The following is a 21635-nucleotide window of genomic DNA, read 5'->3' on the forward strand; positions in this document are numbered from 1 at the left end:
ATATTAGAAAAAGCTTAAAAACACTGAACGATATGAAACCTAATTTAAATGCGGCACATCGTATTCTTTTCTTAAACACACTGGCGTTTACAATATGCTTTGCCTGTTGGACTTTAAACGGAGTTTTAGTAACCTACCTTGTTGATAATAATATATTCAACTGGAATGTTGTAGAAACAGGATGGCTGCTGGGAATTCCTATTCTTACAGGATCAGTCATGCGGCTTCCCTTAGGTATTCTTACGGATAAATTCGGGGGTCAAAAAGTATTTTCCATACTTCTTCTTTTATGCAGCATTCCTTTATTCCTTCTTTATTTTGCACAGTCTTATTGGGTTTACTTTTTTCTGAGTGCCTTATTTGGAATGGTGGGAACCGCTTTTGCAGTAGGAGTTGCCTTTACTTCTGCATGGTATCCTAAAGAATGGCAGGGGCGTGCATTGGGTATTTTTGGAATGGGAAATGCCGGAGCTGCGCTAACAACCTTCTTTGCTCCTACCCTTCTAAATTATCTATCAGAGTCTAATCCTGAAAACGGATGGAGAATCCTCCCTATTATCTATGGAATCATTTTAATCATTATAGGGCTGATCTTCCTCATTTTTGTAGAAAATAAAAAGCCCGAGGCACAAAACAAAACAATCTCGCAGCAGCTTGCTCCTTTATCCAAAATGAGAGTATGGAGATTCGGACTGTATTACTTCCTTGTATTTGGTTTATTTGTAGCATTCTCACAATGGTTACTACCATATTATGTCAATGTTTACAAAACATCTCTTATCCTCGGTGGACTTTTAACTTCTTGTTTCAGTCTTCCAAGTGGAGTTATCAGGGCATTCGGAGGATATCTTTCCGATAAATTCGGTGCACGTAAAGTAATGTATTGGGTTATGTATTCATCATTAGTTATAAGCGGACTTCTTATGCTTCCCAAAATGGAGATTCTTACTCCGGGAAAAGGAATTTCAGCAAAGAAAAGCGGTATGGTAACAGCAGTGGAACCCAGCCGTATTATTGCAGGAAATGATACTGTAAACATTCAGCCAAAGCCTGAGATTCCTGAAAGTACTTCTGTCCTTCCGCAAAGCTTTTCATGGCAGGAAGTCCTGGTAAAACAAAATGATCAGGTACAGAAAAAACAGCTTTTAGCCCAAGGAGTTACCTTAATTAAATTTGAAGCAGATTTATGGGTATTCACTATTCTTGTAATTCTCATTGGAATCGTCTGGGGCGTTGGTAAAGCTGCCGTTTATAAACACATTCCCGAATACTTCCCTTCAGAAGTGGGAGTGGTAGGAGGAATGGTAGGATTGATCGGTGGTCTTGGAGGATTTATAGGCCCTATCCTATTCGGTTATCTGCTTGATTTCTCAGGACTTTGGACCAGCTCATGGATTTTTGTATTTCTGGTTTCTGCCATTTCTCTTTTCTGGATGAACTATATCATTAAAAAGATAACGCATCAGGAAGCCCCTCATATTAAAGATCAGATTGAGATTAAATAAAATACTAATATATAACACATATGAAGAACACACATTGGTTAACAAATTATGATCCTACCAACGAAGAATTCTGGCAAAAAACAGGTAAAAAGATTGCGTGGAAAACACTTTCTGTAACAACAGTAGCGCTTACTTTATCTTTCGCCACATGGTTTTTGTACAGTGTGGTAGTGATTAAGCTCCCTCACATCGGTTTCACTTTTACTGATGATCAGCTGTTCTGGATGGCTGCCATGCCGGGACTTGCAGGAGGACTGCTGCGAATTGTCAATACATTCCTGATTCCTATTTACGGAACCAGAAAGATTATTACGATCAGTACTTTTCTTAAAATCATTCCACTGGTTATGCTGGGCTTCGCAGTAATGGATTCTTCCAGCTCGTTTGCTTATTTCATGTTTATCGGATTCCTTTTAGGTATCGGAGGCGGAGACTTCTCTTCTTATATGCCTTCCACCTCTTTATTCTTTCCTAAGAAAGAATCAGGAACAGCATTGGGAATTCAGGCAGGAGTAGGAAATTTCGGAGTAAGCTTGGTACAGTTACTTTCTCCATTAGTAATGAGTGTCGGAATATTTGCATTCCTTGGTGGTGGCGAAATTGTAGCAGAAACAGGTAAAAAAATCTATCTGGAAAACATCGCCTTCATTTATATTATTCCACTAATCATTGTAGGTATCTGGGCCTGGTTCTCATTGAAAAGTATTCCTGTAAAAGCTTCTTTTAAAGAGCAGCTGGATATATTCAATGATAAACATACTCTGTATTGTACCATGACATATATTATGACATTCGGGATTTTTGCAGGTCTATCCGCAGCATTCCCTTTAATCATCAAAAACTTATATGTTCCGCTAGAAAGTGATCTGGATCCCTTAAAATATGCATTTTATGGACCGCTAATCGGTTCTGCTACGAGAATTATTTTCGGAAAGGTTGCTGACAGAACCGGAGGAGCCATTCTTACCCATATTACAGGAATTGCTTTAATTATCCTTTTCCTGGCATTAATTTTCGGAGGATACCTTACTCCTACCTCTAAAGATCAGTTTAATATGTTCTTAGCTATTATTCTTGCGATATTTTTCTTTACAGGAATCGGGAATGCAGCTACCTTCAAACAATATCCTGTCATCTTTGCCGAATCTCCGAGAAGAGCGGCCGGAGTTATCGGATGGACTGCTGCTATTGCAGCCTTCGGACCATTTGTATTTAATGTATTGATTACCCAATCCAGAGCGATTTCAGGAGATGCACGACTTTTCTTCTGGTTCCTCATTGTAGGTTGTGTAATGGCAACAGCTGTTAACTGGTATTTCTACACTAGAAAAGGTTGTGAAAGACCGAGCTAAAAGATTAAAATATGAAAAGAAAGGTGTTGATCGGCGTTTTATTTTTATCCGTCTTTTTTAATGTGATACTGATTGGGAAATTTGTTTTCCTGGGAACTACAGAAGCAAAAACTCCTGATGGAAGAACGGAAATAAAAATGACAAAAGAAAACCGTGAATTTGTAATGGCTGAAATGAGGACTTTCCTGGAAAGTATTCAAAGTATCAATGTCGGTTTAGCAGAAAAACAACCGTCAAAAATTTTTCCTGTGAGTGAACAATCGGGAACATGCAAAGTAGATTCCGTACCCAACAGCTTGATAAAAACACTGCCATTCGGGTTTAAAACAATGGGTATGGAAACTCATGCACTCTTTGATGAAATAAGTAAAATGTCCCGTGAAAACAAAGACCAGGAGGAAATCCAGAAGACTATGAACAGGCTTCTCAATAATTGTGTTGCCTGCCATAAAACCTATAAAATAACAACTTATTAAAAATACAATGTATAAAAAAGTTATTACTACCGCTTTGTTTTCTTTTGCTGTGATCTCTGTGAATGCTCAGATAGACAGTCTTAAGGTAAACTTTGACTTAAGAACCCGAGGTGAACTGGACAATGGAGCAAGAACCCTTATTCCTAAAGGTAAATCCGCAGAAACAACTGTTTTGTCAAGAGCCCGGATGGGAGTTGACTACTACTATAAAAATTTAGAGATTTACTTCTCGGTACAGGATGTCAGAACCTGGGGAGAAAATACTTCCAATGCCAGCAAAAACCAAAACTTTATTCTTAATGAAGCATGGGCTAAGTATCAGGTTTCGGAAAAAATTGGGGTAAAGCTTGGTAGGCAGATATTGTCTTATGACGATGAACGATTAGTTGGTGGATTGGACTGGGCAATGCAGGGACGAAGCTTTGATGCCTTAAAAGGTATTTTCCTTCTCGGGAAAAATTCCAAACTGGAAGCAGTGGTTACCTATAATAATGATGACAACGATGCTAATGATCTGGAGGATAAAGAACTTTATACGATAGCAGAGGCGGGAGAAATCACAAAATCCATACAGCTCCTGCATTATGAATATAAGAATGATTCCGGTTTTAAATTTTCTGCAATAGGGATGAACAGTGTCCTTCAGAACCCTTCCGGAACTCATTTTGATATGCTTACATTGGGAGTTAATCTTTCCAAAACCATTCAGAATGTAAGGCTTTTCGGTTCTGCCTATTACCAGACAGGAAAGAATACTGCGGGACAAAGTAAATCTGCCTATCAGTTCAGTATTAACGGAGATGTCGCATGGAATCAAAAAATACATTCTGTAATAGGATCAGAGTTGCTTTCCGGAAACAGTTCCAATACTTCTGCAGCTAATAACAGAGCTTTCAGCCCTTTATACGGAACGAATCATAAGTTTAACGGATTTATGGATTATTTTTATTCCGGGGCCAGTTATTTCAACAGTTTCGGGCTTAATGATTACTATCTGAAAAACTCATTCACACTGAGTCCGCAAACTTCTCTGGATGCGAATGTCCACCTTTTTACTTCCAACGGAAAATTAGGAAACGGACTATCTTCTTATCTGGGAACAGAAGCCGATTTAGTTTTCAATGCAAAAATAGGAAAAATCATCACTATTAATCTGGGGCAATCCTTATTATTTGCTGGAGACGGAATGAAATTCGTTAAAAACGTTTCTGACCCTAAAGGCCTCCAATCATGGAGCTGGATCGGTATTAAAATTTCTCCTAATTTCAGACTTTTATAATAAGATTATAAGCCAGATTAAAAACACTATACCATTTTTTAATCAATATGTTAGCAAAAGTATTTTCTACCCGTAGCTATTAATAAATACTTAACTTTGTAGGAAATGCTTTTGCATTTTTTTGAATCTGATACAACTATGCTTATTTTTTCACAAACATGCCAGTATGCGATTAAAGCGTGCATGATATTGGCCCTAGAAAAGAAAAAGACAGGCATCAATGAAATTTCCAAACAAATTGGAACGCCTGCCCCTTTTACCTCAAAAATCCTTCAGGAACTTACCCGAAGTGGACTCATCTCTTCCGTAAAAGGCAGAGGCGGTGGATTCTTTCTCAGTGAGGAACAATTCGAAACACTTACCATCAAAGATATTTTTGATCATTTTGAAGATAAGGCTATTCTTACTTCATGTCTTCTCGGATTACAGGAGTGTACGGGTCTTAATCCCTGTCCTATACATCATATTGCTGCAGAAGTAAAAGCTAAAGTGCTTATTATGTTTGAATATAAAATCAAGGATCTTAAGGATTTCGGAAGTGTTACTATTTAAGATTTTCTCTGTATTTTAAAGAAAACAGTATCCCCAGAATGGATACCGTAATCATTATTGATGCACCTAAAAGCAGCTGGGCTCCTGAACGGAAAGGAATCATGTATATTGAAAACAAGCCGGAAACTCCTAAAAATAATTCATTCAGAAGAATCGCAGTTAAAAGAATGCCTATAAATATTCTCAGAATAGCAGTCATCCGGAATACCTTTATCTCAAAAATCTTCCAGATCAGGAACATACTGATTCCCACAAGCAAGACCCAATGCAAATAAGCGATCACTATATTCAAGGTGTTAAAAACATAGAGCCCTATCTGAGGAATTACGGACAAGAACTGAAAAATGAACTTGGACAGTAGTGCAAAAAGCGCTACTCCTAATGTCAGTTTCAGAATTCCGGATCCGTTTTCTGTAAAAACTTTCCTATATTTCCCTAATACTACCCAAAGCTTCCATACACCAACAAGCTGAACAATAGCAACCAGCACAAAAAAAACATATAACCCATTTGGCACAGGAATCCATAGAAGTGACAATCCATATCCTAAGAAAGTGCCATAAAACAATAAATAAAAAGATATTTTAATTGTTTTTTCATATGCCTTCATCCCAAACTTTTCCAGCGAAAGCAATAATAACCCTATACAGGAAAAAAAGAAAAAGCCATTATACTGGAAATGAAGGTAAAAATAAATAGAAGCCCTGTGAAGTTCATCCATCATCATTTTTGAAGCAGAAATATAGGCAAGACCAAAAATTCCAAGCGATGAAAGTGTTGCAAAAAAAGATCCTGCCCTTAACCAACTAATACCTGCAGCCTGATTCCTTTTTGTATCCAGTAACAGAAAGGCAAAAAAGAAAAATCCAGAAAATAAAGCTACCGATGAGAATGCAATAGACAACCAGTAATATCCGCCATATAAAAAGGAAAATAACATCCCATAGGAACCAATCTGATTGAAAATCATCACCCACCGGTATTTCAAAATGTTCACCGATGGAGACTGATAAGTAAGATAATGAGTTACAAAAAGATATAAACAAGCACTTACCCATCCATAAAATGCAAAATGCGAATGGGATTCCTGCATATACTTATGATTAAAACCCGGCAAAGAAAATGCAATATTATATCTCATCATCACTCCTAAGAGAGAAACAACGAAAAAATTAAACAGGCATAGGCACAACCAGTATTTTAAACTTTTCATATCAACTAATTTTAAAGGAAAGAAACTATTCTATCACCAGTGTATAATCACTGTATTCTTTAAAATCAGCTTCATTATGAGTGACTACAAAAACTGTAGACTTATTTTTTTTCTGAAATGTTAAGATGGTATTCTTCATATTTTCAGACATGGCTTCATCCACTGCGGAAAGCGGCTCATCAAGTAAAATAATACCTGCATCCTGAGCTAAAGTTCTTGCCAGTGCAACGCGTTGCTGCTGTCCTCCTGAAAGTTTCTGGGGAAGAATTTCTGAAAATTTTTCTAAACCAAAACTCTTCAATAATTCATTGACAATGTCTAGGTCTTTTTCTTTCTGAGCATACAAAATATTCTGTTGTACATTCATATTGGGGAAAAGTACATATTGCTGAAACATTATGGCTGTATTCCGTTTTTGTGGAGGAATAAATATCTTTTTTTCCGTATTTATAAAAACAGCTTCTCCAAAAGTTATTTTTCCCTGATCAGGCTTTATGAGCCCAGCAATAATTTTAAGCAAAGTCGTTTTTCCTACACCGGATTTTCCTGAAACAGAAATCAGACTTCCCTGCTGAAAATGCTCCTGAACCTGCAAAAGCTGATTGCCGGCAGATGAAAAGATCTGATGTCTGATTTGAATATCCATATTTAAAAATATTTAATCTTAAATTTCCGATTAATACTAAAAATGATCAGCAAAATTAAAAATGAGAGGACAAACAGGACCAGTGCATATTGATTAGCAGCTTCAAAGTTTAAAGCCTGAACTTCATCATAAATAGCTACGGAAGCGATTCTGGTTTCTTTAGGGATATTTCCTCCCACCATAATAACAATTCCAAACTCACCGATACAGTGAGCAAAAGTCAGAGCAATACCGGTAATGATCGATGGTTTGATATTAGGAAGAAGAATTTTAAAAAGAGTAGTTATCCTGGATTTCCCCATCGTATAGGAAACTTGTCTCAATTCATCTGATAATGACAGAAAACCGTTCTGTAACGGCTGGATCATAAAAGGTAAATTAGCAATAATGCTGGCAATAACAATTCCGGTAAATGAAAAAGCCAGCCGCACATCGAAAACTTTCTGAAAAAAACTTCCCAATCCGTTTTCAGGGCTGAACAAAACCAAAAGATAATACCCCATTACAGTTGGTGGTAAAACGATAGGCATAGAAATCAGAGCTTCGGCAATTACTTTTAGTTTATATTGTGAATAAGCAAGCCAGTAGGCTACAGGAATTCCGATAATGATCAGAATTGTTGTGGTAACTAATGCCAGTTTTCCGGTTAAAAGTAAAGTGTATACAAAGTCCTGATCAAGCATTCTTAATCGTTTTTAATGTTCAGTTACGGTTTGGTATCCGTAACTTTTCCAGATATCATCAGCTTTTTTACTTCTAATAAATTCCAGGAATTCTTTAGCTTCCGTTTCATTTTTTCCTCTTATAATAATTCCGCTCTGGGCAATGGGAAGGCTTTCCTGTGATGTTAATTCATAATATTGACCTCTCTTTTTCATTTCTTTGTTCAAAGCATTGGATAATGCAATAAAACCCACATCCGCATTCCCTGAAGAAACGAACTGGGCTGCCTGATTGATATTTTCCGCCCAGACTATTTTCTTTTCCACTTTAGCATATAATTCCGATTTTTCCAAAGCTTCTGCAGCACTTTTTCCGTACGGAGCCAATTTTGGATTAGCAATGGCAATTTTTTTAACTTCCGGATCCAGAAGTAAGGTCAATCCTTTGGAAACATCCAGCTTGGAACTCCACAATGCTAATTTTCCGTACGTATAAATCTCAGCTTTACCCACAGACTTTCCGGACTCTTTCAGTTTTTCAGGAAATTCTGTATCCGCAGATAAGAATAAATCGAAGGGAGCTCCGTTCAGCATCTGTTGTACCAGCATACCGGATGACCCAAAAGTGATTTCTATTTTCTTTTCAGGATATTCACTGATATATTTCTGTTTCAGATCTTCAAGAACATCTCTGAGATTAGCCGCAGCTGCGATGGAAATACTGGATTCTTTCGTATCTTTCTGAGAAGTGGCAGCAGACAATTCCTGCTCTGATTTTTTACATCCTGTTATCAATAACAGAACAAAGAGAGGAATCAGAAATTTTATGGTAAGAATTGACTTCACTAGAGTTAATTTATATAAAAACTATCTTTAAATATAATTTTTCAAATGCTATTCAAAGATAATGAAGAAATAGATGAAAACATAGGGATCATTAAATTCTTTTCAGAGTATCACATTTGACTTTATCTCCGGTTTTTACCATCGAAATATCAATATATTTTACCGTTCCCTGGCTAGCTTCTTCAAACTGCTTTGCTTTTTTATCCGCATATTCATAGGTATACCCTATTCCCATCACTACTTTTTGTCCGGCGCAATCTCCCATCGCCAGATACAGATAATCTCCTAATTTTGATTGAACTGTTTCATTCATTATATTTATTTTTCAGTTTCATTGTATTCTACCCCATCCCAAAGTATATAATTATAAGTATTTGAAATCATCATTTTATTGAATAAAATAATTTTCTCTTACCCCTATAAATTTACAAAAAAAAGAACCACCACAGTAATAACTATGGCAGTTCTCGAACAAATATTAGATTAGCGTTTTTCTTTTAAGGACCAGCCTGTTTTCAGGCCGATAATGAAGATCACTAACAGCAGTTCTCCAACTGCCAGTAAAATATCTCCGGGAACCCGAAGCCATCTTAATGTATGCATCATATCTGTCTGCATAAATTCTGCAGAACGTGCATACCAATACCCTTCTTTAATGGAAGCTACTGACTGCATAATTCCTATTGGAAGTAGACTGATGGTTACCATCACCAATAATCCAATGTTAATTAACCAGAAAGCCCAGCTGATCAGTTTATCATTCCAGTGTCTGTCCGGATATAATCCCCGTAGCATAAACATCATCAATCCTATTCCTAAGATTCCATACACCCCAAATAATGCAGCATGCCCATGAACAGCAGTTGTATTCAACCCCTGAATATAATACAGGGCAATCGGCGGATTAATGGCAAATCCAAAGATCCCTGCTCCCAGAAAATTCCAGAAACACATAGCAATGAAGCAGTAAATCGGCCATTTATATGCCTGAACCCATTTAGTGGATTTACTAAGCTGATAATTCTGGTAGGCTTCAAACCCGATAAGAACTAAAGGCACAATTTCCAATGCACTGAAGGTTGCTCCCAGAGCTAATACAGCTGTAGGGGTTGCACTGAAATATAAATGGTGAAATGTTCCTAAGATCCCTCCTGCAAGGAAAACAATGGTAGAAAACAATACTGCATTGGTTGCTGATTTTAACCTTAATAATCCCAATCGGGTAAATAAGAATGCTGCCACCACTGTAGCAAAGACCTCAAAGAATCCTTCTACCCAAAGATGGACTACCCACCATCTCCAGTATTCTGCAATAGCCATATGGGTTTGTCGTCCATACATCAGCCCTGCACCATAGAACATGGCAATTGCTACAGCTGACAGCGTAAATAGTATAAGTAAGTGACGGTCACCGTCTTTTCTTTTTAACGCAGGAAGTAAAGCTCTGACCATAAGAACTAACCATAGGATCAAGCCTACAAGAAGTAAAATCTGCCAGATTCTTCCGAGCTCTACATATTCATATCCCGAGTGTCCCCAAAGGAAATTGTCTACATATCCCAGTTTCTGCATGACACCAAGCCATTGCCCTGTTAAGGAACCAAAAACCACGATAAGTAGAGCTCCGAATAATATATTGACCCCTAATTTCTGATATTTAGGCTCATAACCTGAAACTGCCGGCGCAATATATAGACCTGTTGCCAGCCAGGAAGTGGCAATCCAGAAAATAGCCAACTGAACATGCCAGCTTCTGGAAATAGATTGTGGTAAGAATTGGTCTAAAGGGAATCCGTAAAATGCACTTCCTTCCACTCCATAGTGTGCCGTAATTACCCCGGCCAGCATCTGAACTAAAATCAGTAATGCAACGACCCAGATATATTTTAAAGTAGCCTTCATAGAAGGTGTCGGCTTCATATTTCGTAACGGATCTTCTAAAGGAAGCAGTTCGCTGATTTCTTCTTCCTTATTTTTTGCATGATAGAACACCAGTAATCCTACACACCCCAACAGCATCAGTACACTAAATCCTGACCATAGATGTAATGAAGGCGGAGGAATATTTCCGATCATTTCGTCATGAGGCCAGTTATTGGTATAAGAAACATTATCCCCGGGACGGTCAGTTATACATACCCAGGCGGCCCATGAAATGAATGCATTCATTTTAGCCATTCTCTCAGCATCTTTTACTGTATTCTTGGGAATAGCATAATGATCTCTCAGCTGATCCATTTCAGAATCGTCCATGAATATCTTGGCATAGTAAACGGCAAGCTCAGCCTGTACCTCTGCTCTTTCGGGAGAGATAACAATGGTATTAGTAGCTTCATTCAATGTATTCTTACGAAGCTCTTTTTTCAGTAACACCTGATATTTCGCCTGTTCATCGTCCGGCAGATTTTTATAGATCTTTCCATCTTTTTCTGCCAGTTTATCTAAAAGAAGTAAGGATTCACGATGGAGATAATCTGCACTCCAGTCGGGAGCGATATAAGCTCCGTGTCCCCAGATACTGCCTACGGTTTGTCCTCCGATAGATTGCCATACATTCTGTCCGTCTTTAATATCCTGACCGATCGCAACGATTTTTCCTTCTGTTGTTGTCACTTTATCCGGCACCGGTGGTATTTTGCGATATATTTCCACACCATAGAAAATAAGTACTGCAAAAGAACCGATAATCACTACTGCCAGCCAAATCCATAATTTTTTAGGGGTCATATTTCTTAAGTATTTTTATTTAAATTTTAGGATTCGGCTGCAAATTCTTTTTCCAGTTTAATAGATTTGGGAAACAGAATATTATTTTCAAGATGGATATGTTTATGTAAATCATTTTCAAAGTCCTGCAGCATCGCAAATGCAACTCTATAAGTATTGCAGGCATCTGTAGGAGGATTATATTCATCTGTAATCTCTGCTATTTTTCTAAGACGCTCTCCCTCTACCGTATGCTCATGTTTCATCATATTCACCGGATTTTCTACGGTTCCAAATGAAGGCTGCATTAAAGCGCTTCCGTCTATCTGTGCTTTCACCATATTTTTAATGAAAGGGAAAAGGATAAGCTCTTCTTTTTTCAAATGAGCTCCCAGATCTTTAGCTGATGCATTGAAAAGTGCTCTCACTTCAAATAATTCAGGATGTCTTTCACCATGCACTTTACATAATTTATCAAGAAAAGCCTCAATAATTGGTGTTTTTTCTTCTATATAACGGTGATGCGTTTTTTCCACATAGTCAGCCAGCAAATCCAACGGCCAGCTGTTAAAATCTATCGAATTTCCATCGCTTTTAGGTAAATTCTGTATTTCCTCATAAATCTGCTCTGTATTCAGTTTTTTAGCCTCACAAGCATCTTCTATCGTTCTTCCTCCTTTACAGCAGAAATCTATTCCATGGTTTTTAAATATCGCCGCTGTTCTGAAGTCTTCAGCTACAATGTCGCCTATAAAATCTGTTCTTGTATTCATAATTTAATACCTTTTTGTCTTTTATTATTTTAAAAATTTTTTATCCTTTTTTAAGGGAAAGAATGTACTTCACCATCAGCTTAGCATTTTCTTTACTCATTCCGGCATGCGGTGTCATAGGAACTTCACCCCAAACTCCCTGTCCTCCTTCGATAATCTTCTGAGCCAAATGATCGGTATCTGCTTCCGTATATTTATTGGCTACATCCTGATATGATGGACCTACCAGTTTTTCATCTATTTTATGGCAAGCCAGGCAGTCTGTACCTTCTATTAATTTTAAGCCTTCATCTTCCGGTGTTGCGTTAGCAGCTGCAGCAACAGCCGCGGAATCTACCGGTTTAGGTTCTTCCAGCATAACGTTAGATTCTACTGAAGAAACAGTTTCTGCTTCTTTTTTGTCTGAACAAGCGGTCAATACAATCGACAACAAAGCAGTTGTCATTATCAATCTTTTCATATCAATCTAATTTTTAAAGTTTTAATTGTTTTTTTATGGCATCTACCGTTTCATCTATTTCTACGTTCAACCCTTCTTTCTGAAAAGCAAGAGTACCGTCTTTTGAATAGACACTGATAATATTGGAATGCGAAAATTCAACGGGGGAAATCTGTTTGTACTTTACAGCCATTACATTGGCCAGCGTTCTTACATCTTCGTCATTACCTCTGAGGAACAGCCATTCGCTTCCATTCAGTTTATAATTGGTAAGATATTTTTTCATCACTTCCGGAGTGTCATTATCAGGATCGATAGTGATTAACACATACCGGATATCATCAGAATTTACTTCTCCTACTTTTTTGGAAATATTCTTCATTTCTGAAGTCAGTCTCGGACAGGCCGTTGTGCAAGAGGTAAAAATCATAGCTGTTACTAGGACTTTCCCTTTAAGATCAGAAAATGTGATTTCCTTTCCCTCCTGTTGTTCCCATTGGGAATTTACATGATAAATGGAATCCGGGCTTATTTCCTCATTCTTCTTATTACAGGACATCATAGTTAATGCCAAAAGAAAATACATCAGGTTTTTCATAGTAGTCATTTATTGATCAGTTTTTGCACATCTGAATCCAAGGTTATTGATACAGTAATTTGCTTTTACACTTCCTCTCAGTGCAAACCGCACAAAAGCGGCGTAATTTCTGAGATCGGCAGTCGTAACAGCTGCACCCGCACAAAAAAGGGATTCATTGGTTGTATTATCTTTCCTGGATTCTCCACTCATCATTACGGAGTTAAAATCATAGGTCCACTCCCATACAAGTCCGTACATATCATAGACTCCATAGTAATTGGGAGTTCCTCTTTTTATAGGTAGTTTGCTTTTATCTTTTATCTGGTAAGAGTTCAGGATAAATTCAGTGAACTCAGGGTCTTCAGATGCATTTTTAGTTTTCTCATCCGCCAGACCTACATATTCCCATTCATCTACAGTAGGCAGTCTTTTGCCCACGCTTCTGGAATAGGCATCTGCTGCAAACCAGGAAACATTTGTAACAGGTGCCTGGGGATCTGCTCCTTCGGGAATTTCAAAGTCACCTTTCCAGTGTTTGAGATACATACTGTCTGCATAGAGACGGATCACTTTAGTTTTGGTCCATTGAGGATTCGCTTTCAAGAATTGAAGATATTCGGCATTGGTAACAGGGCTGTCATCTAAGTAAAAGGTCTCTACTTTAACTATCCTCCCCGAATCTTTTCCAATAAATGCTTTATATGTTCCTCCTTCTATTTTTATCATTTCCTTAGAACTGGTGATGTTCTTCAGGTGATTTTCCATTTTAGGCTGCTTCATATTCGCAGTAGAGGAATGATCGGAACAGGATACCTGTAATATTCCTAAAATAAAAACTAATATAGCAATGAAAACTTTCATCATTCTTTCAATTGAAATCCTCAATCAACCTAAAATTGAAGTTATTATGGATTTTTCTTATAAACAGTAGGATTTTCAGCCCCTGTTACTTTAATTTTCCCTAAAGCTCCTTTATTAAATGCTCTGAAAATAGCATGGTCAACAATTACATATTCTCCAGGCACCGTAGCTTTAAATTCTACAATTGCAGCTCCTCCCGGAGGAACAACAGTAGTCTGAACATTTTCATTAATCTGGCTTCCTCCTTCTATATAAACTCTATCGAATAGTTCTCCGATCACGTGGAATGATGAAGTCAGGTTAGGTCCACCGTTACCTACAAAGAACCGAACAGTTTCCCCTGTTTTTGCCTGTAATTCATTACTTCCTAATAAAGAGGCTGTATTTCCGTTAAATACCACATATTCCGGATGTTCTGCAATAGCTTTATCCATATCAAATTCCTGCAGACCTTTCTCACCGAATTTCCCTTTGGTATAGAAATCTCCCTGCATGATATAATATTCTTTATCCACTTTCGGCAATCCTCCTTCCGGTTCTATCAGGATCAGCCCGTACATTCCGTTGGCAATGTGCATTCCCACAGGTGCTGTAGCACAGTGATACACATATAATCCCGGATTCAGTGCTTTAAAAGTAAACACCGCTTCTTTTCCGGGTGCTACAAACGTTGCCTCTGCCCCACCTCCGGGACCGTTCACAGCATGAAGGTCTATATTATGTGGGAAAACACTGTTTTCATTATTTTTAAGATGAAGTTCTATCTCATCCCCTACTCTGGCCCTGATAAAACTTCCCGGAACCGTTCCGTTGAAGGTCCAAAAATTATACTGTGTTCCATCAGCCAATTCACCGGTCTTTTCAATGGTTTCCAGCTTTACTATTACTTTTTTTGCAGCTCTGTCACCTATAGGTGCAGGAACGTTAGGCGGTGCTACAAACTGATGCTCTTCAGTAGTTCCGTCCAGTTGTATTTTTTCAGTATCTGCCGCAGCATTTCCAGAGGAACTGGAAGAATTTTGTTTGCAGGAATTCAAACCAATGAAGACACACAAAACGGCAGTGATGAAGATTGTTTTTTTCATAACGGTTTTATATAAATTTAGTTTAGTATTATCCTCTGCCTATTAATTAACAGGAAAAATTAAAGTATTAATAGCCAGTACAAGCTCGAAAAAGTAAATAACTTCCCAAATTAAGATATTAATACCTTTTAATATTTTATTATATTATTTCTTTTAAAGTCAGTTTCAAAGCCTTATTTCAAATGGATAAGAACTTTGAAATTTTTCTAACCTCTTTTTATCTCTTTTCTGATATTTTCGAAATTATTATAGATTGGGAGAATATGAGATTATCACCCTTTTTCCGGTGTAAGATTACCGTTGGAAAATGTATATCTTCAATTAGCTTCTTCATTGTTTTCATCATTAACATTCTTAGTTTTTCTTTCTATTACAGTGTAAAGATAAGAATAGTTTTCAAATAAAAGATAAAAAAGTCTTTTTATCATTATTGATAATTATCATGTCTTTAATGCTGACCTCCATTCAGTATTTTATAAATATGAAGAACCGCCGGAAATATTGCATCCATAGACTCTTCCGCACCTTTTGTAGAACCAGGTAAAGCAATCACAAGAGTGTCACCAATCATCCCTGCAAGACTTCTGGAAAGCATGGAATAAGGTGTACGCTGCTGTCCATAGTTTCTGATGGTTTCCGCAATACCGGGAATTTCCCGGTCCAATAAAGGCCGAACAGCTTCCGGAGTAATATCTCTTTTAGAAAGTCCAGTGCCTCCCGTAATAATAATTAATGGAATTCCTGACTCCACATAGTTTTTTATTCTGTCTTGAATCTCAGCTATTTCATCCGGAATTATTATATATTCATTAATAGAAACTGCATATTTTTCAAGTCCGGTAATAATCGCTTTTCCTGCTTTATCTTCTTTATGTCCTGAAGAAATACTGTCTGAACAAACAATTACGGAAGCCTGAATACCTTCACCGGAGTCTTTCTTATCCGATTTCCCTCCTTTTTTTTCTATTAACCGAATATTTTTTATTTCAATATTCTTATCAATAGGTTTAAGCATATCATACATAGTAAGTGCAACTACAGATGAGGCATGCATAGCCTCGACTTCTACTCCCGTTTTATAAATAGTATGAATCTCAGTAGTGATATAAATATCCATATCTCTGATTTCAAACTGAATGGAAGTATATTCTATAGGAAGCGGATGACAGTCCGGAATAACGTCACTTGTCTTTTTCGCAGCAAATAAACCAGCCGTCTTCGACATTTCAAAGACATTTCCCTTTGGTACTTCATTATTTAAAATAGCATTAATGGTATTTTGTGAACTGACAGATACAACCGCTTCTGCCCATGCTTTTCGTAATGTATTTGATTTATATGTAATATTTACCATAACTTATTTATTTTCTTTCCAAGAATAGGTTTCATCTTCAAATATTTCTTTTCCCCAGATTGAGGTCTCTTTTTTAATTCTATCTACCATCTCATCACAAGCCTGGATAGCTTCTTTTCGGTGTGGTGCGGAAGTAAATACAAAAAAACAGATCTCTCCTTTATTAATCACTCCTAATGAATGATAAATATGTGCACAGGATAAACCGTACTGAGTAATGATCTCTTCTCTGATCTCTGCAGCCTTCTCCAAAGCCATTTCCTGATAAGCGGTAAATTCTATTGCCTGAACTTTCTTACCGTCCAGTTCATCTTCACGAACCTGGCCCAGAAAAATACTGTGACCGCCAATTTGTGTTTTAACTGTATGTTTGCGAATACTTTCCGCTACAAACTCAGGACTGATTGCCCCTTCTATAAATATGTTTTTGATTTTACTCATAATAAAATAGATTTTGCTCCGGGTGAATAATGGGTGAGCTGTTTTTCGGGAAAGTAGGATTGGGTAATCTCCAATGCCTTTTTACTTCTAATCCCTGATGCACAGATAAAACAGATTGAATTATAATTTTCTAATAATTCCAAATGTTGATTTAAATTTCCCAATGGGATTTCCATGTGTTTTAATGAAGTAAGCCTAGGAAGTTCATGCGCTTCCCGAACGTCTATTAAAACCGAATCATTATTTTGTAAGAAAACTTCCAGCTCATCATATGAACTTATTTCGTTATAATCACCAATACTGCATGAGTTTCCATAATCAAAAGTTTCCAGCTCTTTCTGATTTTCAGGATATACTTTATTTATATTTTCTTCAAATCCGATAATCATGGTCTGGTAATCTTTACTGTTAAAAACCAAAAGCTTATGGACCAAAACATCATCTGAACCGGTTAATAATTTAATAACTTCATTGGCCTGAATAGTCCCTATAATGGATGATAATGTAGGTAAAACACCGGCTTCATTACAGTTCGGGATTTCATCTGGTTTTGGAGGAACGGGAAAAAGATCTCTATAACTTGTTATCATTTCATCTTTTACTACATTAAAAACTGCTACCTGACCTTCATATCTGAAAATGGAGCCATACACCAATGGTTTTTCCAATATAAAACAGGCATCATTAATAATATATCTGGTCGAAAAATTATCAGTACAATCGACCACCACATTATAATCCTGAATGACAGATAAAACATTTTCAGGGGTAATTTTTTGATGAAAAGTTCTAATTTCAGTATCGGAATTCATTTTTTGAAGATGTTTTTCTGCTGCCAAAACTTTAGGTTTCCCTACATCGCTTTCATTAAACAAAAACTGGCGATGAAGGTTATGAAGTTCTACCATATCAAAATCTACAATTCCAATATGCTGAATCCCCGCAGCAACCAATACCTGAAGAACCGGACAGCCTAAACCACCTGCTCCGACTACCAGTACAGAGGATTCAGAAAGTTTTTTCTGTGCAGAAATTCCGAAATCCGGTAAAATGATCTGCCTGTTATATCTGTTTGCGTCCATCATATCAAATTTTAACCTCCTGAATAAGGTGGTAACAAAGCGATCTCCACATCTTTTGGAAGGTTTATATTCTGATCTGCTTTTTTCCCATTTACTACAATGAAGTATGTCATTCCTTTAAGCTCCGGAAAAGATTCTTCCAATTGGCTTTTCAGTTCCCTAGTATCTTTTATATCATCACTCGCCTTATATTCAGTTGCTTCGAATAAGTCGGTAAGTTTTCCAAAAATTTTAATTATCATTGATAGGTTATTTAAAAAGTTCAAAATCATAAGAGAATACTAAATATTTCTTTAACATAAAATTCTCTTATCAAGCTATTTCATTATAAAAATTATGTTAGCTGTCTCAGATAAGCAATGTTTAGCAGCTTTGTTTCATATGCTTTTTCGGTTAATATATAATTCAGCATGATGAAAATTCTCCGGCGTATTGAGATTCATAAGCTGATCATCTAAGTTGTCTTTGTAATGAATGTAATTGGCATTCTGCAATTCCAGTAATGCAGTCATTTTAAGATGCCCCCTCTCTATGGATTGCTTAATTACCTCAATAGCTGAATAGGGATATATTCCCAATGTAGGATATATTTTATCTCCATATCGCAGCACATTGATCCTCTCTTCTGCTTTTTTACTAAGTATATCTTCTATCAGCTTTACAGAAATAAAAGGCATATCACAACTGCACACAAAAATATCTTCTCTGCAATATTCCAGTGCGGAATAAATTCCACCGATCGGGCCTCTGCTCTGAACAGAATCTTCAATGATATTTTTAAAAAACGGATATTCGAGAGAGCTCCCCGATATATAAACTTCATCAAAAACTCGAGACAGGTTATCTATGGCATATTGTATGACAGGCTGATTACCCAATTTCATCAATGCTTTGTTCTGGCCCATTCTTGAGCTATTCCCACCCGCTAAAACTATGGCTTTCATCCTGAGAAAATTTAATGAAACATTCCTGTGTGGTTTTGAATTTCTCCACAATTTTTTTTCCATAATCGGTAAGCCGGCTTTCTCCACCGGATTTTCCACCTGCCACTTTCATTACCACTTCTTTAGCAGAATTGGTATTGATATCTTTTACAATACCCCAGGCTCTCCGGTAAGGAATTTCCAGAAATTTTGCAGCTTCCGAAATGGATCCCAAACGGTCAATCTGCTCTAAAAGCAGAGCTCTTCCCATTCCTATTTTTAAGCCTGAATCGGTCTCTATCCATATACGGCCTTTGATCTTTAGATTTTCCATACCTTAACTTTTTCACCGGTTTTCATTTCTGTTATTCCTTCTGGAAATTCAACCAGACAGTTAGCTTCTGCCACAGAATTCATTTTATATGACTCCTGACCTTTCAGAATACGGACTTTACCTTGATGGTACTCAGCTTTCAGGAATATAGTCAGTTCACTGCTTTTTTTCTTTTCTGATGCATCCAGAATCCCCCAGTCTTCCTCTTCATTAAATTCTTTTCTTCCGGAACACCCCAGTAAAAACGGTTTTACATATTGGTGATAACAGGAAAATACAGAAGCCGGATTACCGGGCAATGCGAAAACATATTTTTGCTTAAGCTTCCCGAAAAATAAAGGTTTCCCTGGTTTCTGTTTTATTTTATAGAACAACTCATCCACCCCCAATTTTTCTAAAGAGGATTTTACATAATCATAATCTCCTACGGAAATTCCTCCTGTAATAAGTAGAACATCTACCTTTTCCATAGCTTCCTGTATGGCTGAAAAGGTAGCATCAGCTGTATCTTTAACGTGGTTTATAAATAAAAACTGATGTTTTATTTCAGCCAAAGCTGCCTGTAAAGTATAGGTATTGGAATTATAGATTTTTCCCTCAGGCAAAGGTTGTCCCAGTTCTACTAATTCATTTCCTGTATATAAAAGCCCTATTTTGACTTTATCATAAACTTTGATTTTATCAATTCCAAATCCAGCCAAAAAACCAATGACCGCATGGTTGATCAAGGTATTTTCAGATATAATAAGTTCTCCTTTTCTGGTCTGGGAACCTTGTATGCGAATATTATCTCCCTTATTAATTTGTGAATAATCAAAAGAAATAGATTCTCCATCATTATTAACTTTCTCCTGCATAATCACTGTATCTACTCCATCAGGAATTTTGGCTCCAGTAAAGATTCTTACAGTTTCACTTTCTTTAATCCTAAAAAAATGGGGGTCTGCTCCTGCCGGAACTTCTCCTGTAAGCTTTAAACGATTGTTTATTTTAAGATCATCATATGTAAATCCATAACCATCCATTGCTGAATTATCAAAAGAAGGAACATCCATCGTTGCAACCACTGGCTCTGAAGTATAGGAACCTAGTGCTTCTAGAATCGGAAGTTCAATTTTCTCTGTTTTGAAAATATTTTCTTTGATCAGTTGTTTCGCTTCAGCAACGCTTATAAAGTAGCTCATATCTTTCAGAAATTCCGTTGATTAACCCGTTATGTTTTTTTTATCCTATCGAGGGCCAAAAAATTATCCTCCTATTTTAATCATGCTGCGGTTAATAATCTGAGTATTGTCAGTAGTTTCCAATTCTGAAAACTGCCCTCCTTTCTCTTTATGCTTTTTTAATATTCCATCCTGAATAAGCTTTTCGATATCTTCTCCATTTCTGTAAAGTTTTAATAAGTCAAATTCTTCAGCTCCGAAAAGACAGTTTTTCATTTTCCCGTCAGATGTTACCCTAATCCTGTTACATCCCATACAGAAGGCGTTGCTCATTGTAGAAATGAAAGCAAATACCCCTTTACTATCTCCTTTAATTTTGTATTTACTTGAAGTATCGTGTTTTCCGTCCTGAACCTTTCCATATTCAAAATGCTGAGAAACAATAGAAAGCATTTCTCGAACAGGAATTACTTTTTCTCTTTCCCAGATATTACCGGTAAACGGCATGAATTCAATAAATCTGACTTCTATCGGATAATGGTAAGAAAGGGCAATAAACTCAGCAATTTCATCTTCATTGAAAGCACGCATAACCACCACATTCAGTTTAACATTAAATCCTCTTTTTATACTTTCTTTAATATTATCCCATACGGTTTGGAAAAGATCCCTTTTGGTGATGTATTTAAATTTCTCTGCATCCAGAGAGTCGATGCTGATATTGAGATCTTTAATACCATATTTCTGGAAAAGATCAAAATACTGATGAAGCAGAACTCCATTGGTAGTAATACCGATATTAGCTCCCAACGTAGAAAGCTGTTGAATAATATCTGCAAAATCCCGTCTTACCAAAGGTTCACCTCCTGTGATTCTGATTTTATTAATATTAAATCTATCCACAAAGATTTTAGAGATTCCAACAATCTCTTCACTGCTCATCAGTTCAATGGAAGGTGTACTTTTAAAGGGCTCATCCGGCATGCAGTAGAGGCAGCGGAAATTGCAGCTATCTGTAATGGAAAGCCTCAGATAATCGTGTTTTCTTTTAAAAGAATCCAGTAAATCAGTACTTATTGTCTTCTTCATCCTCTTTAGAATTTGGTTTTTTACCTGTGGGAATATACGGTATATATCTTAAAAAAAACAAAGTACATAAAAAAATAATTACAGATGCCATACCAGAATAGAAGGCAAAATCAAGATGTTCACTGTCTAAGGCCTTATTAATGGTTCCAAATAAAAGCCACATCTGGATACTTACCAATAGTATGTAGATACTGATGATTGCCACAAGCATTTCATTGACCCTGAAGGTTACTCTTTTTATAGGTTTTTTCCTTATTGACATTTCAAATAAATT

24 protein-coding genes and 1 pseudogene are annotated in these 21635 nt (G+C 36.8%); 5 read left to right on the forward strand and 20 right to left on the reverse strand.

Annotated elements, in window-relative coordinates; translation table 11 throughout:
- Nucleotides 1-32 precede the first annotated feature (32 nt).
- From Q0A18_RS08435 to Q0A18_RS08455, 5 genes are all read left to right on the forward strand, one after another.
- A complete protein-coding gene (locus Q0A18_RS08435; RefSeq protein WP_292009743.1) occupies nucleotides 33-1505 on the forward strand; it encodes an MFS transporter in 1473 nt (490 codons plus the stop codon).
- Nucleotides 1506-1525: 20 nt separating this feature from the next.
- Complete coding sequence (locus Q0A18_RS08440) at nucleotides 1526-2857, forward strand: MFS transporter (RefSeq protein ID WP_292009711.1); 1332 nt, start codon at nucleotides 1526-1528, stop codon at nucleotides 2855-2857.
- Between the two features lie 11 nt (nucleotides 2858-2868).
- Nucleotides 2869-3333 carry a cytochrome c gene (locus Q0A18_RS08445; protein WP_292009712.1) on the forward strand — a complete coding sequence of 155 codons (465 nt, stop codon included), beginning with the start codon at nucleotides 2869-2871 and terminating at the stop codon, nucleotides 3331-3333.
- Nucleotides 3334-3340: 7 nt separating this feature from the next.
- The gene (locus Q0A18_RS08450; RefSeq protein ID WP_292009713.1) at nucleotides 3341-4612 is read left to right on the forward strand and encodes an alginate export family protein; all 1272 of its coding nucleotides are present in this window, start codon (nucleotides 3341-3343) and stop codon (nucleotides 4610-4612) included.
- 138 nt (nucleotides 4613-4750) lie between these two features.
- Nucleotides 4751-5164 (forward strand): Rrf2 family transcriptional regulator, encoded by a 414-nt coding sequence (locus Q0A18_RS08455; protein WP_292009714.1) that lies wholly within the window; start codon nucleotides 4751-4753, stop codon nucleotides 5162-5164.
- Here the strand turns inward: Q0A18_RS08455 and Q0A18_RS08460 are convergent.
- The 20 genes and pseudogenes from Q0A18_RS08460 to Q0A18_RS08555 all read right to left on the reverse strand — a co-directional run bounded on the left by Q0A18_RS08460 (nucleotide 5157) and on the right by Q0A18_RS08555 (nucleotide 21623).
- Nucleotides 5157-6377, reverse strand: coding sequence for a hypothetical protein (locus Q0A18_RS08460; protein ID WP_292009715.1), 1221 nt, complete (start codon nucleotides 6375-6377; stop codon nucleotides 5157-5159). The genes Q0A18_RS08455 and Q0A18_RS08460 overlap by 8 nt on opposite strands.
- 25 nt (nucleotides 6378-6402) lie before the next feature.
- On the reverse strand, nucleotides 6403-7023 hold the full coding sequence (locus tag Q0A18_RS08465; RefSeq protein ID WP_292009716.1) for an ATP-binding cassette domain-containing protein: 621 nt from the start codon (nucleotides 7021-7023) through the stop codon (nucleotides 6403-6405).
- Between the two features lie 2 nt (nucleotides 7024-7025).
- Nucleotides 7026-7706: a molybdate ABC transporter permease subunit gene (modB, locus tag Q0A18_RS08470; RefSeq protein WP_292009717.1), complete on the reverse strand. Its 681-nt coding sequence runs from the start codon at nucleotides 7704-7706 to the stop codon at nucleotides 7026-7028.
- A 12-nt stretch (nucleotides 7707-7718) separates the two neighbouring features.
- On the reverse strand, nucleotides 7719-8531 hold the full coding sequence (gene modA / locus Q0A18_RS08475) for a molybdate ABC transporter substrate-binding protein (protein WP_292009718.1): 813 nt from the start codon (nucleotides 8529-8531) through the stop codon (nucleotides 7719-7721).
- A 91-nt stretch (nucleotides 8532-8622) separates the two neighbouring features.
- Nucleotides 8623-8844: a hypothetical protein gene (locus Q0A18_RS08480; RefSeq protein WP_292009719.1), complete on the reverse strand. Its 222-nt coding sequence runs from the start codon at nucleotides 8842-8844 to the stop codon at nucleotides 8623-8625.
- A 170-nt stretch (nucleotides 8845-9014) separates the two neighbouring features.
- A complete protein-coding gene (locus Q0A18_RS08485) occupies nucleotides 9015-11258 on the reverse strand; it encodes a nitric-oxide reductase large subunit (protein ID WP_292009720.1) in 2244 nt (747 codons plus the stop codon).
- Between the two features lie 26 nt (nucleotides 11259-11284).
- On the reverse strand, nucleotides 11285-12010 hold the full coding sequence (gene ric / locus Q0A18_RS08490; protein ID WP_292009721.1) for an iron-sulfur cluster repair di-iron protein: 726 nt from the start codon (nucleotides 12008-12010) through the stop codon (nucleotides 11285-11287).
- 40 nt (nucleotides 12011-12050) lie between these two features.
- Nucleotides 12051-12470, reverse strand: a complete 420-nt coding sequence (locus Q0A18_RS08495; protein ID WP_292009722.1) for a c-type cytochrome — start codon at nucleotides 12468-12470, stop codon at nucleotides 12051-12053.
- A gap of 13 nt (nucleotides 12471-12483) precedes the next feature.
- Nucleotides 12484-13056: an SCO family protein gene (locus tag Q0A18_RS08500; protein ID WP_292009723.1), complete on the reverse strand. Its 573-nt coding sequence runs from the start codon at nucleotides 13054-13056 to the stop codon at nucleotides 12484-12486.
- A complete protein-coding gene (locus Q0A18_RS08505) occupies nucleotides 13057-13893 on the reverse strand; it encodes a formylglycine-generating enzyme family protein (protein WP_292009724.1) in 837 nt (278 codons plus the stop codon).
- Between the two features lie 56 nt (nucleotides 13894-13949).
- Nucleotides 13950-14975: pseudogene (gene nirK, locus Q0A18_RS08510) on the reverse strand (copper-containing nitrite reductase); the annotation flags it as partial.
- A 448-nt stretch (nucleotides 14976-15423) separates the two neighbouring features.
- Nucleotides 15424-16329 carry a bifunctional molybdenum cofactor biosynthesis protein MoaC/MoaB gene (moaCB, locus tag Q0A18_RS08515; RefSeq protein WP_292009725.1) on the reverse strand — a complete coding sequence of 302 codons (906 nt, stop codon included), beginning with the start codon at nucleotides 16327-16329 and terminating at the stop codon, nucleotides 15424-15426.
- Between the two features lie 3 nt (nucleotides 16330-16332).
- Nucleotides 16333-16770 carry a molybdenum cofactor biosynthesis protein MoaE gene (locus Q0A18_RS08520; RefSeq protein WP_292009726.1) on the reverse strand — a complete coding sequence of 146 codons (438 nt, stop codon included), beginning with the start codon at nucleotides 16768-16770 and terminating at the stop codon, nucleotides 16333-16335.
- Nucleotides 16767-17852: a ThiF family adenylyltransferase gene (locus Q0A18_RS08525; RefSeq protein WP_292009727.1), complete on the reverse strand. Its 1086-nt coding sequence runs from the start codon at nucleotides 17850-17852 to the stop codon at nucleotides 16767-16769. Before Q0A18_RS08525 ends, Q0A18_RS08520 begins: the two co-directional genes overlap by 4 nt.
- An 11-nt stretch (nucleotides 17853-17863) precedes the next feature.
- Nucleotides 17864-18094 carry a MoaD/ThiS family protein gene (locus Q0A18_RS08530; protein ID WP_292009728.1) on the reverse strand — a complete coding sequence of 77 codons (231 nt, stop codon included), beginning with the start codon at nucleotides 18092-18094 and terminating at the stop codon, nucleotides 17864-17866.
- 135 nt (nucleotides 18095-18229) lie between these two features.
- Entirely contained in the window at nucleotides 18230-18796 is a 567-nt protein-coding gene (locus tag Q0A18_RS08535; protein ID WP_292009729.1) for a molybdenum cofactor guanylyltransferase, read from the reverse strand.
- Nucleotides 18765-19109 (reverse strand): molybdenum transporter, encoded by a 345-nt coding sequence (locus tag Q0A18_RS08540; RefSeq protein ID WP_292009730.1) that lies wholly within the window; start codon nucleotides 19107-19109, stop codon nucleotides 18765-18767. The genes Q0A18_RS08535 and Q0A18_RS08540 overlap by 32 nt, the downstream gene beginning before the upstream one ends.
- Nucleotides 19097-20293: a molybdopterin molybdotransferase MoeA gene (locus tag Q0A18_RS08545; RefSeq protein ID WP_292009731.1), complete on the reverse strand. Its 1197-nt coding sequence runs from the start codon at nucleotides 20291-20293 to the stop codon at nucleotides 19097-19099. The genes Q0A18_RS08540 and Q0A18_RS08545 overlap by 13 nt, the downstream gene beginning before the upstream one ends.
- Nucleotides 20294-20356: 63 nt before the next feature.
- Complete coding sequence (moaA, locus tag Q0A18_RS08550) at nucleotides 20357-21361, reverse strand: GTP 3',8-cyclase MoaA (protein ID WP_292009732.1); 1005 nt, start codon at nucleotides 21359-21361, stop codon at nucleotides 20357-20359.
- On the reverse strand, nucleotides 21339-21623 hold the full coding sequence (locus tag Q0A18_RS08555) for a DUF6755 family protein (protein WP_292009733.1): 285 nt from the start codon (nucleotides 21621-21623) through the stop codon (nucleotides 21339-21341). The genes moaA and Q0A18_RS08555 overlap by 23 nt, the downstream gene beginning before the upstream one ends.
- Between the last annotated feature and the right edge of the window lie 12 nt (nucleotides 21624-21635).

This window comes from Chryseobacterium sp. (assembly GCF_022712095.1).
GTDB lineage: Bacteria > Bacteroidota > Bacteroidia > Flavobacteriales > Weeksellaceae > Chryseobacterium.

Coding starts and splice junctions, on each gene's coding strand:
- Q0A18_RS08435 (WP_292009743.1), top strand. CDS start 33: ATGAAACCTAATTTAAATGCGGCACATCGTATTCTTTTCTTAAACACA.
- Q0A18_RS08440 (WP_292009711.1), top strand. CDS start 1,526: ATGAAGAACACACATTGGTTAACAAATTATGATCCTACCAACGAAGAA.
- Q0A18_RS08445 (WP_292009712.1), top strand. CDS start 2,869: ATGAAAAGAAAGGTGTTGATCGGCGTTTTATTTTTATCCGTCTTTTTT.
- Q0A18_RS08450 (WP_292009713.1), top strand. CDS start 3,341: ATGTATAAAAAAGTTATTACTACCGCTTTGTTTTCTTTTGCTGTGATC.
- Q0A18_RS08455 (WP_292009714.1), top strand. CDS start 4,751: ATGCTTATTTTTTCACAAACATGCCAGTATGCGATTAAAGCGTGCATG.
- Q0A18_RS08460 (WP_292009715.1), bottom strand. CDS start 6,377: ATGAAAAGTTTAAAATACTGGTTGTGCCTATGCCTGTTTAATTTTTTC.
- Q0A18_RS08465 (WP_292009716.1), bottom strand. CDS start 7,023: ATGGATATTCAAATCAGACATCAGATCTTTTCATCTGCCGGCAATCAG.
- modB (WP_292009717.1), bottom strand. CDS start 7,706: ATGCTTGATCAGGACTTTGTATACACTTTACTTTTAACCGGAAAACTG.
- Q0A18_RS08480 (WP_292009719.1), bottom strand. CDS start 8,844: ATGAATGAAACAGTTCAATCAAAATTAGGAGATTATCTGTATCTGGCG.
- Q0A18_RS08485 (WP_292009720.1), bottom strand. CDS start 11,258: ATGACCCCTAAAAAATTATGGATTTGGCTGGCAGTAGTGATTATCGGT.
- ric (WP_292009721.1), bottom strand. CDS start 12,010: ATGAATACAAGAACAGATTTTATAGGCGACATTGTAGCTGAAGACTTC.
- Q0A18_RS08495 (WP_292009722.1), bottom strand. CDS start 12,470: ATGAAAAGATTGATAATGACAACTGCTTTGTTGTCGATTGTATTGACC.
- Q0A18_RS08500 (WP_292009723.1), bottom strand. CDS start 13,056: ATGACTACTATGAAAAACCTGATGTATTTTCTTTTGGCATTAACTATG.
- Q0A18_RS08505 (WP_292009724.1), bottom strand. CDS start 13,893: ATGATGAAAGTTTTCATTGCTATATTAGTTTTTATTTTAGGAATATTA.
- moaCB (WP_292009725.1), bottom strand. CDS start 16,329: ATGGTAAATATTACATATAAATCAAATACATTACGAAAAGCATGGGCA.
- Q0A18_RS08520 (WP_292009726.1), bottom strand. CDS start 16,770: ATGAGTAAAATCAAAAACATATTTATAGAAGGGGCAATCAGTCCTGAG.
- Q0A18_RS08525 (WP_292009727.1), bottom strand. CDS start 17,852: ATGGACGCAAACAGATATAACAGGCAGATCATTTTACCGGATTTCGGA.
- Q0A18_RS08530 (WP_292009728.1), bottom strand. CDS start 18,094: ATGATAATTAAAATTTTTGGAAAACTTACCGACTTATTCGAAGCAACT.
- Q0A18_RS08535 (WP_292009729.1), bottom strand. CDS start 18,796: ATGAAAGCCATAGTTTTAGCGGGTGGGAATAGCTCAAGAATGGGCCAG.
- Q0A18_RS08540 (WP_292009730.1), bottom strand. CDS start 19,109: ATGGAAAATCTAAAGATCAAAGGCCGTATATGGATAGAGACCGATTCA.
- Q0A18_RS08545 (WP_292009731.1), bottom strand. CDS start 20,293: ATGAGCTACTTTATAAGCGTTGCTGAAGCGAAACAACTGATCAAAGAA.
- moaA (WP_292009732.1), bottom strand. CDS start 21,361: ATGAAGAAGACAATAAGTACTGATTTACTGGATTCTTTTAAAAGAAAA.
- Q0A18_RS08555 (WP_292009733.1), bottom strand. CDS start 21,623: ATGTCAATAAGGAAAAAACCTATAAAAAGAGTAACCTTCAGGGTCAAT.